At 58.3% G+C, this 13925-nt stretch carries 12 protein-coding genes and 1 pseudogene; 12 read left to right on the forward strand and 1 reads right to left on the reverse strand.

The genetic code is table 11. The annotated features are described in order from the left end of the window. Window positions 1–781: 781 nt before the first annotated feature. The 12 genes from AC1DVM_RS04965 (at window position 782) to AC1DVM_RS05020 (ending at window position 13274) form a co-directional block, all read left to right on the forward strand. Window positions 782–1255, forward strand: a complete 474-nt coding sequence (locus tag AC1DVM_RS04965; RefSeq protein WP_477252534.1) for a GNAT family N-acetyltransferase — start codon at window positions 782–784, stop codon at window positions 1253–1255. A 714-nt stretch (window positions 1256–1969) separates the two neighbouring features. Next, window positions 1970–3568: a sensor histidine kinase gene (locus AC1DVM_RS04970; protein ID WP_477252535.1), complete on the forward strand. Its 1599-nt coding sequence runs from the start codon at window positions 1970–1972 to the stop codon at window positions 3566–3568. After that, entirely contained in the window at window positions 3555–4244 is a 690-nt protein-coding gene (locus tag AC1DVM_RS04975) for a response regulator transcription factor (RefSeq protein WP_477252537.1), read from the forward strand. The genes AC1DVM_RS04970 and AC1DVM_RS04975 overlap by 14 nt, the downstream gene beginning before the upstream one ends. Before the next feature lie 73 nt (window positions 4245–4317). Continuing rightward, on the forward strand, window positions 4318–4722 hold the full coding sequence (locus AC1DVM_RS04980) for a response regulator transcription factor (protein ID WP_477252539.1): 405 nt from the start codon (window positions 4318–4320) through the stop codon (window positions 4720–4722). A 220-nt stretch (window positions 4723–4942) separates the two neighbouring features. Beyond that, on the forward strand, window positions 4943–6310 hold the full coding sequence (locus tag AC1DVM_RS04985) for an epoxide hydrolase family protein (protein WP_477252541.1): 1368 nt from the start codon (window positions 4943–4945) through the stop codon (window positions 6308–6310). A 169-nt stretch (window positions 6311–6479) separates the two neighbouring features. Beyond that, the gene (locus AC1DVM_RS04990; protein WP_477252542.1) at window positions 6480–6827 is read left to right on the forward strand and encodes a DUF6130 family protein; all 348 of its coding nucleotides are present in this window, start codon (window positions 6480–6482) and stop codon (window positions 6825–6827) included. Between the two features lie 20 nt (window positions 6828–6847). After that, window positions 6848–8092, forward strand: a complete 1245-nt coding sequence (locus AC1DVM_RS04995) for an epoxide hydrolase family protein (protein WP_477252590.1) — start codon at window positions 6848–6850, stop codon at window positions 8090–8092. Between the two features lie 74 nt (window positions 8093–8166). Then, the gene (locus tag AC1DVM_RS05000; RefSeq protein ID WP_477252544.1) at window positions 8167–8829 is read left to right on the forward strand and encodes a VOC family protein; all 663 of its coding nucleotides are present in this window, start codon (window positions 8167–8169) and stop codon (window positions 8827–8829) included. Window positions 8830–8896: 67 nt separating this feature from the next. Next, window positions 8897–10018, forward strand: a complete 1122-nt coding sequence (locus tag AC1DVM_RS05005; RefSeq protein ID WP_477252546.1) for a thioredoxin family protein — start codon at window positions 8897–8899, stop codon at window positions 10016–10018. 27 nt (window positions 10019–10045) lie between these two features. Beyond that, window positions 10046–11080, forward strand: a complete 1035-nt coding sequence (locus AC1DVM_RS05010; RefSeq protein ID WP_477252548.1) for an alpha/beta fold hydrolase — start codon at window positions 10046–10048, stop codon at window positions 11078–11080. 114 nt (window positions 11081–11194) lie between these two features. Next, entirely contained in the window at window positions 11195–11908 is a 714-nt protein-coding gene (locus AC1DVM_RS05015) for an SDR family oxidoreductase (RefSeq protein WP_477252550.1), read from the forward strand. A 331-nt stretch (window positions 11909–12239) separates the two neighbouring features. Further along, window positions 12240–13274 (forward strand): adenylate/guanylate cyclase domain-containing protein, encoded by a 1035-nt coding sequence (locus AC1DVM_RS05020; protein WP_477252552.1) that lies wholly within the window; start codon window positions 12240–12242, stop codon window positions 13272–13274. A 157-nt stretch (window positions 13275–13431) separates the two neighbouring features. On the opposite strand, the pseudogene AC1DVM_RS05025 reads toward AC1DVM_RS05020, so the two are convergent. Next, a pseudogene (locus AC1DVM_RS05025) lies at window positions 13432–13733 on the reverse strand (response regulator); the annotation flags it as partial. Between the last annotated feature and the right edge of the window lie 192 nt (window positions 13734–13925).

Here is a 13925-nt window from a genome sequence, read left to right on the forward strand (position 1 = left end):
AAGGTGCGGATGGATTGCCTCGACGGTTGGCACGGCTCAATTGCCGAGTCGGTCTAGCGGCGACGTTCGAGCGCATCGTCTAGAAAGGAGTGCTCTGTGGGGAGACTAATATGTGGCAGCAAGGCGCGCAAAGTCGGCGCAACATTTCGGACCATGCCGAAGTCCATGAGATGAAGCCGCCCCAGATGAGGGTCGATCCGTGGCTGCTTTCCAGTCTTAAGTGGCCAAGATCTGCTCGCGGCACGCCGCATTTTCTGGCGCTATTCCGCCCGAGCGGTGAGCTTGTGCCGGCAGAGCACATCGGCTCTCGATGTCCAACAGGAGCTTTCCTGTAACTCGCCAGCCTTAACAAGCGTCTTGCGAATGCTGACAACGTCTTGCGTCAGCTCGTGCAATCTTATTTGCCACTCCGAACCGTCGGGAGCACACCAATCCAGCCCCGACCCCAATAGGAGGCTATGGATAGAAGCTGATGAGGTTCGCACTGATTGCGCACTCTTGGAGTCGTCGCCCTCGTGACCGCATCCGCAGCATCTGCTCAAGAAGGTAGGGTTACTCCAGGGTCTACGGGGTTTGTGCAAGTCTCAGACATGCGCGACGCGCAGTCTGCGTCGGCCGGGTTCCGATCAGACTGGACGCCGCCTCGCGCTGGCGGGGGGATATTGGAAGGCAATTCCGACGTGTTAAAGACCGCTCGCCCCTGGAATCTCCCTAACTCTGCAGGCCCTGTTGTGGTTATAGCGTGCCGCGCATACAATTTATAGCTAAAGGAGCCAGACTCTTGACGAACAAAATCAGCCGATACAACGGGGGCCGTAATGACGAGGTCGCCGCTCTAATCCTTTCGATTCAAAATGGTGAGGCTGAGCTCAACCTTTCAGTAGCCGAACAACCAGACCTCCAGGATGTCTCTGCGTCATACGGCGAGGGGAGATTCTGGATAGCAGAATACGAGGGAAGGTTGGTTGGCAGCATCGGGCTGCTCCCATACGGCGAGCGCGCCGCCTTAAAAAAGTTTTTTGTGGCTGCTGAGCATCGAGGGCCTAACGGACCTGCGCGGCGTCTATTCGAACTGCTTCTGCAGACTGCCCTTGACCGGGGATACAAGGACATTTTTCTCGATACACCATCAGTGGCGACGCGGTCTCATGCATTTTACCTGCGTGTAGGCTTCGAGCGATGCGAGCGACAGGACTTGCCGGCGGGCTACGATTTCCCCGATCGGCTGAGTCTCGTCTTTCGTCGCAGGCTCTGAGAGTGAGCGGTACGAGCTCTGACAAGCGGCGAATTCCATTACAGACATTGTGCGGCCGTGCGACATCGCCGCCGCCCCGCCACCTCCTCCGCGACGTTCTGCCCGCTAATGTGGCAGAGTCAAAGTGTAGTGCCGCAGTCTCGTGCCCAATCGCAACGGTTCACTGGCTTCATCGAGAAGTGGCGAGCGAGCCCATCGCGCTCTAAAATGAAAAGGGTCTCTGGGGCTTGCCTTCCGACCGCCTCCCAAGCGTCATCAGTCACGCATGCTCCAGGCAAATAACAGCCCGACCAGAGGAAGATCCGGGTCAGGGCTGGCTTGAGAAGCCGGGCAATACGCAACGCGCCCGCGGTCAAGAATGCGTGGGTGGGAGGGGTTAAAGATCCTCATTTATTCGCGTGGCTCACAAGTAGTAAAGGTCGAGAAACCCATTATCATGAAGATCAGGGGCCAAAGTACATTGCTGACGGCTCGGAGGGCCTCCTCGTCCCGTAGCGGGGTCCCCCTCGATCAGTTTGAGAACGGTGGATTACGACCGGAGACTAACCCGCGGATCGGCTTCGTACGGATCCCACCCGACGCAGCGTTCCTGGTTCGTTGTTGCCGGGCGGCCTGAGTGGTAGAGTGACAGCGAGTTCAGGCAAAATAGCGTTACAACACTCCAAGCGTCATGACTTTAGTGTCGAGCGCTGCAGTAGCTGCGATGAGCATTCTATGGAGAGAACAGCCGTAACGGTCCCAGAGGACGATTTTTTCGTCCTCTCGAGCTTGCCGCCAAGTCGGGCGCAGAAGCAGCTCGCACTTGCTTTTGTGCTTGGCCTGCTGGCCGTCTACGTGTTGATCTCTGTTGGTCCGCTCTCGAGGATCCATCTAAGCCGGATCGACGCCTTCGTCCCGGCCTATGCGACAGCGATGTTCGTGAACGATTCGATCACCGCAATCCTTCTGTACACTCAGTTCTCCATCTTGCGCTCACGTGCCACGCTCCTGATTGCTAGCGGATATCTCTTTACAGCGCTCATGCTGATCCCGTTTGTCCTCGCGTTTCCAGGTCTGTTCACGCCACAGGGCGGCCTGGTGGGCGGCATGCAGAGTACGTCATGGATCTATTTTTTCCAGCACGCTGGCTTTCCCCTATTCGTCATAGGCTATGCCCTCTCAAAGGGCTCGAACCCCAGCAAACGATTTTGGCAGGGTACCGTGCGGGCGGAGATTACCCTCAGTGTCGCCCTGACCGCAGCTGTGGTCTTGTTAGCGTCATTTTTTTTTATAGCGGGCGAAGCGATATTGCTACCCGTGACCCTGGATTCCACGCGTCTTAGCCCGGTGTGGCCCTATGTGGGCGCGCCCGTCGCGTTGCTAAGTATCGCCGCGATGGTCGTGCTCTGGATCCGGCAGCACTCAATGCTCGACCTTTGGTTGATGGTCGTGATGCTCTTATTCACGATTGAGATGCCTTTAAGCTATTACCCCAATCCGGCTCGCTTCAGCCTTGGCTGGTATACCGTCCGCATCTTAGGAGTGGTGTCCAGCGGACTCGTTCTTATGGTTCTGCTTCACGAGATAACGACCCTTTATACGCGGCTTCTCGGAGCGGTCCGTGGCCAGCGTCACGAGCGCGAGGCGCGACTGGTAACAGGCGACGCAGTCGCAGCCACGGTTGCGCATGAAGTCAAACAACCTCTATCTGGGATGATAACGAGCGCCGATGCCGGCCTGCGCTTTCTCAATCGCTCGATTCCCGATCTGGTGGGAGCAAAGGAGTCATTCCAGCAGATTATCGCCGGTGGTCATCGCGCGGCAGCGGTGATCGACGCCATTAGAACGATCTTCAAGAAAGAAGACCGCAAGCGAGCTCCACTCGATCTCAATAGCCTTATCGAGGAAACACTCGCACTGGTGCGAGAGGGTCTGACGAAACACCGGATAATGCTCGAAGCCGAGCTGGATGAACGCCTGCCGCGGGTAACAGGCGATCGAACCCAGCTACAGCAGTTGCTTGTAAACCTGATCACGAACGCCATCGATTCCATGGCTGCGGTCGGCGGGGCGCGGGTGCTATCCGTGAAGTCCAAGTTCCATGACGATGGCCACTTAACAGTTTCGATTGCGGACACTGGAACAGGAATTTTGTCGCAAGACGTGGATCGAATATTCAACCCGCTCTTCACGACAAAGCCGGACGGCATGGGGATGGGCCTGTCGATCTGCAGATCGATCGTCGAAGCCCACGATGGGCGATTGTGGGCGGCCCCGAACACGCCCCAGGGTTCCGTATTTCATTTTAGCGCAATCCGCCATGTCTCCCCATGACGAGAATCCGTCTGCGACCAAAGTCGCACCGAACAGTTTGCAGCCGACGACGGAGGTTGAGCCTGCTGTCTATGTGATAGATGACGACGTCGGAATCCGCGAATCGCTCGGCCTGTTATTCCGCTCGGTCGGTTTGCGCGCTGAACTATTCCGTTCGGCGAACGAGCTCATGCAAAGCAAGCTGCCTCCGATTCCGAGCTGCCTGGTTCTCGATGTTCGCTTACCCGGGTTGAGCGGCTTCGAGCTACATGCCGAGTTGACCAAAGCCAATGTCCATATTCCCATCATTTTCATCACTGCATACGGAGATATCCCCATGTCCGTACGGGCTATGAAAGCGGGCGCCGTCGACTTCATCACCAAGCCGTTTCGCGACCAGGATATGTTGGATGCCGTCACCGCCGCGATAACCCGCGACCGGGCCAGGCTTGATGCCGAACGGGCACGGTTCTACTTGCAGGGTCTGTTCGACAGCCTGTCGTCGCGCGAACAGGAGGTGATGGCGTTCGTCGCTACCGGACTAATGAACAAACAGATCGCGGCTCACCTCGGCCTCAGCGAGATTACGGTTAAGATTCATCGCGGCCACGCGATGAAGAAGATGCATGCGCAATCGCTCGCAGACCTAGTCAAAATGGCCGAAGCACTCGATATCGGCCGGGAAACGTCCTCATAGCCTCATATCTATGTATGACTTTCCGCCGCAGCCGAATAGTACCATTGTCGCTGCGCATTGATGGACCAATCTCTTGCCAGACACCCCCGTTATTTCGATCGTCGACGATGACGAATCCATTCGAAGCGGGACTACGAGTCTTGTACGGTCGCTTGGGTTTGTCGTCCACGCTTTCCCATCAGCACGCGCGTTCTTGCATTCGAAACACCTAGCTGAAACCTCGTGTCTGATTTCAGATATCCAGATGCCGGAGATAAGTGGAATAGAGTTGCACGATATCTTGCGCACGCGTGGACATCACACGCCCGTCATTTTCATTACAGCCTTTCCCGATGAGAAGGCGCACGCTCAAACGTTGGTTCGAGGCGCCATCTGCATTTTGAGCAAGCCATTTGACGGCGACACGCTGTCTCGATGCCTCGACCTTGCCTTGAAAATCAACGCCGGTAAGAACGACTATCGCGTCGCCGATCGTTAGGCGCGATGAGGCCCAGCACCCTGCAGAGCCCGATCGTTGAAGCGCATCGGTTCGACCCAAGGACGGTCTAGCCTGTAAGCTCCCACAAACCTAGGTATGACCTGCCATAAACGAACGAACGGTCACGAACAACCTACGTCCGATTGAGCACGCACCRGAGTGAGAGCACAACAAAGTAGCCAACCACTCCTACGGCATTGCCTAACGATGGAGACTGATCATGTCCGTGGAATCACCGGTGCCAAATCGGCGCGACTTTCTTGCCACATCCGCTACCGCATTGATTGCCACTTCGGCAGGCGCAGCCGCGTTTAACTTCACTTCGTCTTCGCCCGCGGCCGCGGCCGCGGGCGAAGCAAGCTCAATCCGCCCCTTCACCGTCAGCTTCCGGCAGGAGGAGATCGACGAGCTTCGCCGGCGCATCGCCGCCACGCGCTGGCCCGAGAGCGAGTTGGTGTCCGAAGCGGCTTCCAGGCGGACCTCGGCGACGTTGTCGGCAGGCGACACGCAAGGGGTGCAACTCGCCACGATGCAGAAACTCATCCAGTACTGGGGAACCAAATACGATTGGAACAAGTGCGAGGCGCATCTGAAGTCGCTGCCGCATTTCATCACCGAGATCGACGGTCTCGACATCCACTTCATCCACGTGAAAGCCAAGCATCAGGGTGCGTTGCCGGTCATCATCACGCACGGTTGGCCCGGGTCAGTCATCGAGCTGCTGAAAGTCATCGATCCGCTTACCAATCCCACGGCACATGACGGAACCGAAGCCGATGCATTCGACGTGGTGATCCCGTCGATGCCGGGCTACGGGTTTTCCGGCAAGCCGACTGAGCCCGGTTGGGATCCGATCCGCATCGCGAAGGCGTGGAACGTGTTGATGAAGCGCCTCGGCTACGACCGGTACGTCGCGCAGGGCGGCGACTGGGGGGCTCTCATCACCGAACAGATGGCTTTGATGGCGCTTCCCGAGCTAATCGCCATCCACACCAATATGCCAGCGACCATTCCGCCCGAGATTGTGAAGGCGCTTGCCGCCGGAAATCCCCCTCCCGCGGATCTAGGGCCCGATGAAAAGCGAGCCTACGAGCAAGTCGCCTTCTTCTACAAGTTCGGCCTGGGCTACGCCAACGAGATGGCGCTTCGCCCGCAGACACTCTACGGGCTCGTCGATTCACCTGCGGGCCTGGCGTCTTGGATTCTCGATCACGACGCGGACAGTTATGCACTGATCGCCCGCTCCATCGATGGAGAGCCGGAGGGCCTTACCCGCGACGACGTCCTCGACAACATCACGCTCTATTGGCTGACTAACACGGCCATCTCGTCGGCACGTCTCTACTGGGAACACCGGCAAACGGCGAAGGCCGGGTTCTTCGACGCCAAAGGCATCACCATTCCGGTCGCTGTCAGCGCGAATCCCAGCGAAATCTACACGGCGCCGAAGAGTTGGACCGAACGCGCGTTCCCGAAGCTTCTCCATTACAGCCGCCCGCCCAAGGGCTGCCACTTCGCGGCATGGGAACAACCGAGGTACTTCACTGACGATGTCCGTGCATCTTTCAAGACCTTGCGGAAGGCGTGAAGTTTAGAGCCGTCATGGCGCGCCGAACGTGCGCGTCACCCTGCGCCTAGGGATTAACCGGTAGCGCATCTCCAACAGGAGAGAATGCAATGAACCCCTCATCCAGACGCTCACGGCACTCGCGGCTTGCACCGTGTTCGCCACGGGTTCATTCGCCCAAAGCGCAGTAGTGCCCATAGACAATGAGCCCGCGCCCAAGCTGATCGTGGAGCCGCCGCTTCCGGGTCCGCTGGCCGGGGGCGTGGCGTTCATCCCGTACCGGGTGGAGAACTTGCGAATTCTGCCTGTCGGCGGGCCGGCAGCGCGCAACGTGTCTCCGCGGGTCGGTCACCTGCACCTCACCGTCGACGACCTGCCCTGGGCGTGGGCGGATTACGGTCAGAGCGACACCATCATCCTGGTGGGCATGCCGCGCGGTGAGCACAAGGTCCTGATCGAGGTGGTGGACGCCGAGGGTAACGTCTTCACCAAGCAAACGGTCACCTTTCATTCGCCGGGCAAGGAGATTAAGCCATGAAACTTCGCAAGTTGGCGACCATGCTGGCATACGGGCTTTGCATCGTTTTCTTCGTGGCCAACGGCAATGCTGCCGAAGACCGCTCGATCCGGCCCTTCAAAGCTCAGGTGCCGCAAGCGGCGCTCGAGGACCTTCGCCAGCGCATCGCGCAAACACGGTGGCCGGATCGCGAGACGGTCGATGACCAGTCGCAGGGTATACAGCTGGCGAAACTCAAACCACTCGTCGAATACTGGGGCACCGGCTACGACTGGCGGAAGGCCGAGGCCAAACTCAACGCCCTCCCTCAATTCCTGACGACGATCGACGGCGTGGATATTCACTTCATACACGTCCGCTCGGAGCATCCCAATGCTTTGCCGCTAATCATGACGCATGGCTGGCCCGGGTCGGTGTTCGAACTGCTCAAGACCGTCGGCCCCCTGACGGATCCCACAGCTTATGGTGGACGAGCGGAGGACGCGTTTGATCTCGTTCTGCCTTCGATGCCGGGATATGGGTTCTCCGGCAAACCGACAGAGACGGGTTGGGGGCCCGATCGCATCGCGCAAACCTGGGCGGAGCTGATGAAACGCCTTGGTTACACAAGCTACGTCGCACAGGGTGGCGACTGGGGCTCCCCAGTCTCCGGCGCGATGGCGCGCCAGGCGCCGAAAGGTCTGCTCGGCATTCATATTAACTTGCCGGCGGCGGTGCCGCCCGAGATTGCCGCGGTGCTCGCCGCCGGCGGGCCRGCGCCAACGGGACTCACGGATAAGGAACGAGCAGCGTTTGACGCGCTTAGCGCTGCAGCCAAGATGGGAAACAGATCTTACGCTACAATGATGGGCACCCGGCCGCAGACGATCGGCTACGCCATCAATGACTCTCCCACAGGCCTCGCGGCGTGGATGCTCGGACATCCGGGCTTCTCACGCTGGACGTACGACAACAGCGATCCCGAAAAGTCCCCGGACGAGGTGCTAGACGACATTACTCAGTACTGGCTGAGCAATAGCGCGACCTCAGCTGGGCGGCTGTACTGGGAGTACGGTGGACGCAGCGTTGTTTTCGCGGCCGTGGAGCGGACCCTCGAGATTGCGCTGCCGGTGGCCATCACGGTCTTTCCGGAGGAAACTTATCGGGCCCCAGAGACGTGGGCCCGGCGCGCCTATCCAAACCTAATTTACTTTCATGAGGTCGACAAAGGCGGTCATTTCGCCGCCTGGGAACAGCCGGAACAGTTTTCTGCCGAGTTGCGTGCGGCGTTCCGACCGCTCCGATAAGATTTCTGAAGCGCGTACCTTGCCCAGCTCGGACGCGTTCAACTCTCAACAGGTTAAGACCTAAGGAGTTCGAAATGAGCAGCACGACCCTGACGCATGGCCAAAAGCCGATCGAAACTGCCGGAACGCGGACGCTCGACATGAAGCTCGAGGTCGTAGTTATCCCAGTTTCGGACGTAGCACGCTCCAAGCAGTTTTACGAAGGCCTGGGCTGGAGGCTCGACGGCGACTTCGTCGTCGGCGACATGTTCCGGGCGATGCAATTCACCCCTCCGGGCTCGCCGGCCTCAATCCATTTCGGCACCGGCATTACGCCGGCCGCGCCCGGCTCGGCAAGCGGTCTTTTCCTCGTCGTCTCGGACATTGACGCCGCGCGCGCCGAACTCATTGGCCACGGCGTAGAGGTGAGCGAAGTGTTCCACCGCGACGGTCCGGGCAAACCAGTGGTCAGCGGCAGGCATCCGGAGCGGCAGAGCTATTCCTCTTACGCAACCTTCAAAGATCCAGACGGCAACGAGTGGCTGCTGCAGGAGGTCACCGCCCGGCTCCCTGGCCGGGTCGATTCCAATAACACGGACTATACTTCGGTAGCGGAGCTTGCGGCCGCAATGTCGCGCGCTTCGGTAGCCCACGGCGAGCACGAGAAGCGCAACGGCAACCAGCGCGACGAAAACTGGGCCTACTGGTACGCGGAGTACATGGTGGCGGAGCGGGTCGGCAAACCGCTGCCGCTTTGACAAGTTGGGCGCGCGGGTTGTGTCCACTCCTGTCCGCGCGCGAATTTCAATCAGACCCAGAGGCGTCATGATGAAAGCGAAAAGTCTGTTGGTAGCCGCAGTACTCGCGACGGCAATCGGGGCTTCGGCTGCAGGTTTTCTAGGAGATACGAATATGACGCGGCCCATTACCTCCAAACAGACAGAGCTTCCGCTCCTTCGTGGGCTTTCCGCGACCGCTGTTGTGGGTCAATCCAAGCTTGCTTCTATCGAGAGTGCGGACGAGTGGATTAATTCACCGCCTCTGACGGCATCGGCTTTGCGCGGCAAGGTTGTCCTTATCGACTTCTGGACCTATACCTGCATCAACTGGCTGCGCACGCTGCCCTACGTGCGAGCGTTGGAGAAGAAGTACCGCGATCAAGGTCTGGTGGTGATCGGAGTGCATTCACCGGAATTCTCGTTTGAGAAAGACCTGAACAACGTACGTCGCGCCGCGAAGGATTTGACGGTCGATTTTCCGATCGCGGTAGACAACGGCCATCTTATATGGCGTGCCTTTAACAACCAGTATTGGCCGGCGCTCTACTTCATCGATTCACAAGGACATGTTCGGCATCATCATTTTGGCGAAGGGTCGTACGAACAATCGGAAAAGATCATCCAGGAATTGCTTGCCGAGGCTGGAGCCGGCGGATTCGACAGTAGGCCAGTGTCGGTAGATGCCCGCGGCATCGAAGTGGCGGCCGACTGGGACAGCCTCAGATCTCCCGAAAATTACCTCGGGTACGATCGCACCCAGACCTTTGCGGCTGGGGGGAAACCGGTCTTGGACGAGCCGCGCATCTACGAAGTGCCTTCTCGATTGGGCCTGAACGAGTGGGGGCTGTCTGGCAGTTGGACGGTGAGTAAGGAAACCGCCAAACTGAACAAGCCCAATGGTCGCATCGCGTATCGTTTTCATGCCCGCGATCTTCATCTCGTCATGGGGCCGACAGGGACGGGAACATCCGCGAGATTTCGGGTGCTGATCGACGGAAAGCCGCCAGGCGCAGCTCACGGAATTGACATTGACGAGAACGGCGAAGGCGTAGTGACCGAGCAGCGCCTGTACCAACTGATCCGCCAACCGAAACCCATCGTCGATCGCCGGTTTGAGATCGAGTTCCTCGACTCGGGCGTCGAGGCTTTTGCATTCACGTTCGGCTGATCGCCGCCCAACGACCGAGGTTCCCAAATGAATTCGCTCAATATACCGGATGTGGTCGATCAAGATCGCCGTTGGTTCTTTGGGGCAGCCGCGATGGCTGTCGCTACCACTCAGCTCGGTTTGATTGGCCCGGCACAAGCGCAACAGACGGCTCAAGAGACCGGGGCCTCCTTCGGAACTTTGGAGCAGATCGATGCCGGCGTGTTGAGCGTCGGCTATGCCGATATGGGACCTGCCGGCGGCCCCCCGGTCATCCTGCTGCACGGTTGGCCATACGACATCCACACCTATGTTGATGTCGCGCCGCTGCTTGCGTCGAAGGGATWCCGCGTGATCGTCCCGTATTTGCGCGGCTATGGCACGACGCGCTTCCTTTCAACTGCGGTACGAAACGGCCAGCAGGCTGCGATCGCGCTCGACATTATCGCCTTCATGGACGCTCTCAAAATCGACAAGGCAACCATCGGCGGGTGTGACTGGGGCGCTCGAACAGCCTGCATTATCGCGGCGCTGTGGCCGGAGCGCTGTAATGCTCTGGTTTCGGTAAGCGGTTACCTCATCGGTAGCCAGGAGGCGAACAGGATGCCGCTGCCGCCGAAGGCGGAGCAGCAATGGTGGTACCAGTACTATTTCACAACCGATCGCGGCCATTCGGGCTACGAGAATTACACGCGCGATTTCGCGAAACTCATCTGGCAGCTCGCATCGCCTAGATGGACCTTCGCCGACGCGACCTTCGACCGTAGCGCTGTGGCCTTCGACAATCCGGATCATGTCGCGATCGTGATACACAACTATCGCTGGAGGCTCGGCTTGGCTGAAGGCGAGCAGAAGTATGACGATCTCGAACAGCGGCTTGCCGAGTTTCCCGTCATCACCGTGCCAACCATCACGCTTGAGGGTGATGCCAACGGCGCGCCACATCCGCATCCGAGCGCCTACGCTAGGAAATTCTCCGGCAAATATGAGCACCGTACGATCGACGGCGGCATTGGTCACAATTTGCCGCAGGAAGCTCCGCAAGCCTTCGCTAAAGCTATAGTCGAAGCCAACGGTAATTGATCAACCCATAGGCGGGCCGCTGGTAATGGACAAGAAGATGAGAACTACTTCCAACCTATGCGGACTTTCAACGGCTTTGGGCCGATTTGAGCTAGCACGCCAGAGAGGACGAATATGATCATCCAAGACTCCGTACTGTTCATAACGGGTGCAAATCGTGGGCTGGGTTTGGCCTTCGCCGAGCAAGCCCTCCAACGCGGCGCAAGGAAGATCTATGCCGGTGTGCGCAAACCCACTGATGAGACCAGGCTGGGCATGATACAAGTCGGACTGGATGTAACCGATCACTCCTCAATAGCCGAAGCCGCGAACCAATGCGGCGATACGACCTTGCTAATCAACAACGCTGGCATTGCCCGCCTGACCAGCAGCACCCTTGATCCTAGAATGATCGAGGGAGCGCGGGAGATACTCGAGACAAACTATTTCGGAACCATTGCCGTCAGCCAGGCATTCGCGCCGATCCTTGCCAGGAATGGCGGCGGAGCGATCATCAATGTGTTGTCCGACGCGACCTGGTATGCTCGGCCTATGCTTGCCGCATATTCGGCGTCGAAGTCCGCGGTTTGGAGCTTCACAAACGCCTTGCGCATAGAGCTCCGCGACCAGAAGACTGCAGTGCTCGGCCTGCATGTGAGCTTCATGGATACCGACATGACCCATGGATTTGACATGAAGAAGATCAGTCCGCAGCAGGCTGCGGAAGCGGCATTAATCGGTCTTGAGGCTGACAAGGAAGAGGTGCTCGCTGATGATTTCACCAAAGAGGTTAAGCGAAGCCTCTCTGGAGGAAAGCCGATCTACCTCGATCCGCCACCACTCGGCTGAATAGCATAGCTCGATTCGTTTCCAGTCGTCTCGGTCGCTCTGTCCTTAGAATCGCTTTAGCTGAAAGTCGACTTTCGTTGCGAGTCTTTGCGCCGTCATCGACTCCCATCTCGACGCCGACCGTTTCGGTCGTCGCCAAAAATTTGGAATTTTGCAAGCAGATGTTAGGCACGATTCGTGCCACCCGGTGTAGCATCAGCTCAATCAAGCTCGGGTCGCGTTTCCAAGGACTGGGACAGCCAATGTCAACCGATACCACAACGTGCACCGCCGATGCCCTCGAGACTGATATGGTCGGGTCTGTCGTACCCAAGCAAGTTAGAGCAGCTGCATGATCGAGACCGAGAGACCGTTTGTATTCGAGGGCCTCTGCTCGTGGCTTGTCGCAGCCGCACTCGGGGCATTGGCCGGTATGCTTTATTCGTTGATCTTCGACGCGGACATCTTGACGGCTTCGGCCATTCGAGGAGCCTTCATCGGTGCGCCGATTCTCCTATATGAGCAAAGTTTCTTACTTCCTCTCTGGCGCAACCGCCTCCGGGGGTCGGCTACCCCCATTTACGCGATTTTCACTCTCATAACTTACACGGCCATGGTCGTAATTGGGAACGCTGCCGCCGGCACAGTACTGTATCACGCCTTTGGATATATGAGCAGCGCTCGTAACGCGATGATGATGTCACAGTCCGGCTTAATTTATTCGCTCGGCGTCTCGACGTTAATCGTCTTCGTGTTTCGTGTGCGCGATTTGGTAGGTCCCGTTGTATTCGCCAACACTCTGATTGGCCGCTACCATCGCCCTATCAAAGAGGAACGCATCTTCCTCTTCCTCGACGTCTCCGGGTCGACGCGCTTTGCAGACCAGTACGGCGACCTAGCCGCTCAGACTTATCTCGGACAAATCTTCAACGCATTGGCGTTGCCTGTACGCCGCTCGCGCGGCTCCATCGATGACTACATCGGCGACATGGCACTGGTTACATGGACCATTAAACGCGGAGCTCGCAGTGCGGCATGCTTGCGGTGCGTCTTTGACTTCGCGGCGACGATTGCCGATAGCGCCGCCACGTGGGAGGCTCGCTTTGGACAAGTACCCGAATTTCGGGCAGTCCTACATTGCGGCACGGTCGTGACAGCGGAGGTCGGGTTTGAGCGACACAAAATCGCATACTTCGGCGATGTCGTGAACACAACCGCGCGGCTTGAGGCCCTTTCCAAGGCACTGGGCGTTACCGTACTCGTATCGGCTGATCTTCTCGCTTGCATTGGTAACCTGCCCGACGATTTCACTGCCGAGGATCTTGGCTTCCATACCATCCGAGGTCGCACCGAGCCACTTTCGGTCGCATCAATTCGGCAAAAGTAGAGCGGCTTATTGGCTAGATGTGCCAGAACAAGACGACGCGATTGTTGCCGCCGGCAGCCCGGTCGAGGCCGGCTATGTCTATTTGCCGCGCAAGGAGGAGTGGCTTTGCGCCTACCTGTCCAAGCTTCTGGCGTGCGGCGATGGGTTGGGCCAGTTAGTCGTCGGCTCCCATCTCGAGCCGATGATCCTGTCTGTCTCATCGCTCGGCGGTCAGCATCAGGATCGGCGTTGACTTGTGCTTGTCCGCTCAGAGCTCCCGGCAGAGCACAAGCCCATGATCATCGGTACCATCACATCAAGGGCGATCAGGTCGACCCGGTCAGCTTCGAGAAATGACCGCATTTGCCGTCCGTCGGCATCGACAGTCACGTGCAGGCCATTCTTTGTCAGGTCGCCGGAAACAAGTTCACGGATCACTCGGTCGTCATCAACCATCAGGATGTCGTCGGCATGCTCCATACCCATCACCCTCAGAATGGACCCACCTCCATTTAGCAGTTCAGCATGTGATATAAACTCACCTGCCTTGGGAGATTTGCATTGATCTGTACTAGACCTGACGACATACACGTCGCGACCTTGTCAGTTCTCTCCCTCAGCCGGCTCTAATCGGCCGATGAGCGGCCCCGGTGGCCCGCGGGAGCTCGAGCA

This window comes from Microvirga sp. P4_A5, assembly GCF_056402495.1.

Excerpts from the sequence above, each read along its gene's own strand:
- AC1DVM_RS04970 (WP_477252535.1), top strand. The coding sequence starts at position 1,970 with ATGGAGAGAACAGCCGTAACGGTCCCAGAGGACGATTTTTTCGTCCTC.
- AC1DVM_RS04975 (WP_477252537.1), top strand. The coding sequence starts at position 3,555 with ATGTCTCCCCATGACGAGAATCCGTCTGCGACCAAAGTCGCACCGAAC.
- AC1DVM_RS04985 (WP_477252541.1), top strand. The coding sequence starts at position 4,943 with ATGTCCGTGGAATCACCGGTGCCAAATCGGCGCGACTTTCTTGCCACA.
- AC1DVM_RS05000 (WP_477252544.1), top strand. The coding sequence starts at position 8,167 with ATGAGCAGCACGACCCTGACGCATGGCCAAAAGCCGATCGAAACTGCC.
- AC1DVM_RS05005 (WP_477252546.1), top strand. The coding sequence starts at position 8,897 with ATGATGAAAGCGAAAAGTCTGTTGGTAGCCGCAGTACTCGCGACGGCA.
- AC1DVM_RS05015 (WP_477252550.1), top strand. The coding sequence starts at position 11,195 with ATGATCATCCAAGACTCCGTACTGTTCATAACGGGTGCAAATCGTGGG.
- AC1DVM_RS05020 (WP_477252552.1), top strand. The coding sequence starts at position 12,240 with ATGATCGAGACCGAGAGACCGTTTGTATTCGAGGGCCTCTGCTCGTGG.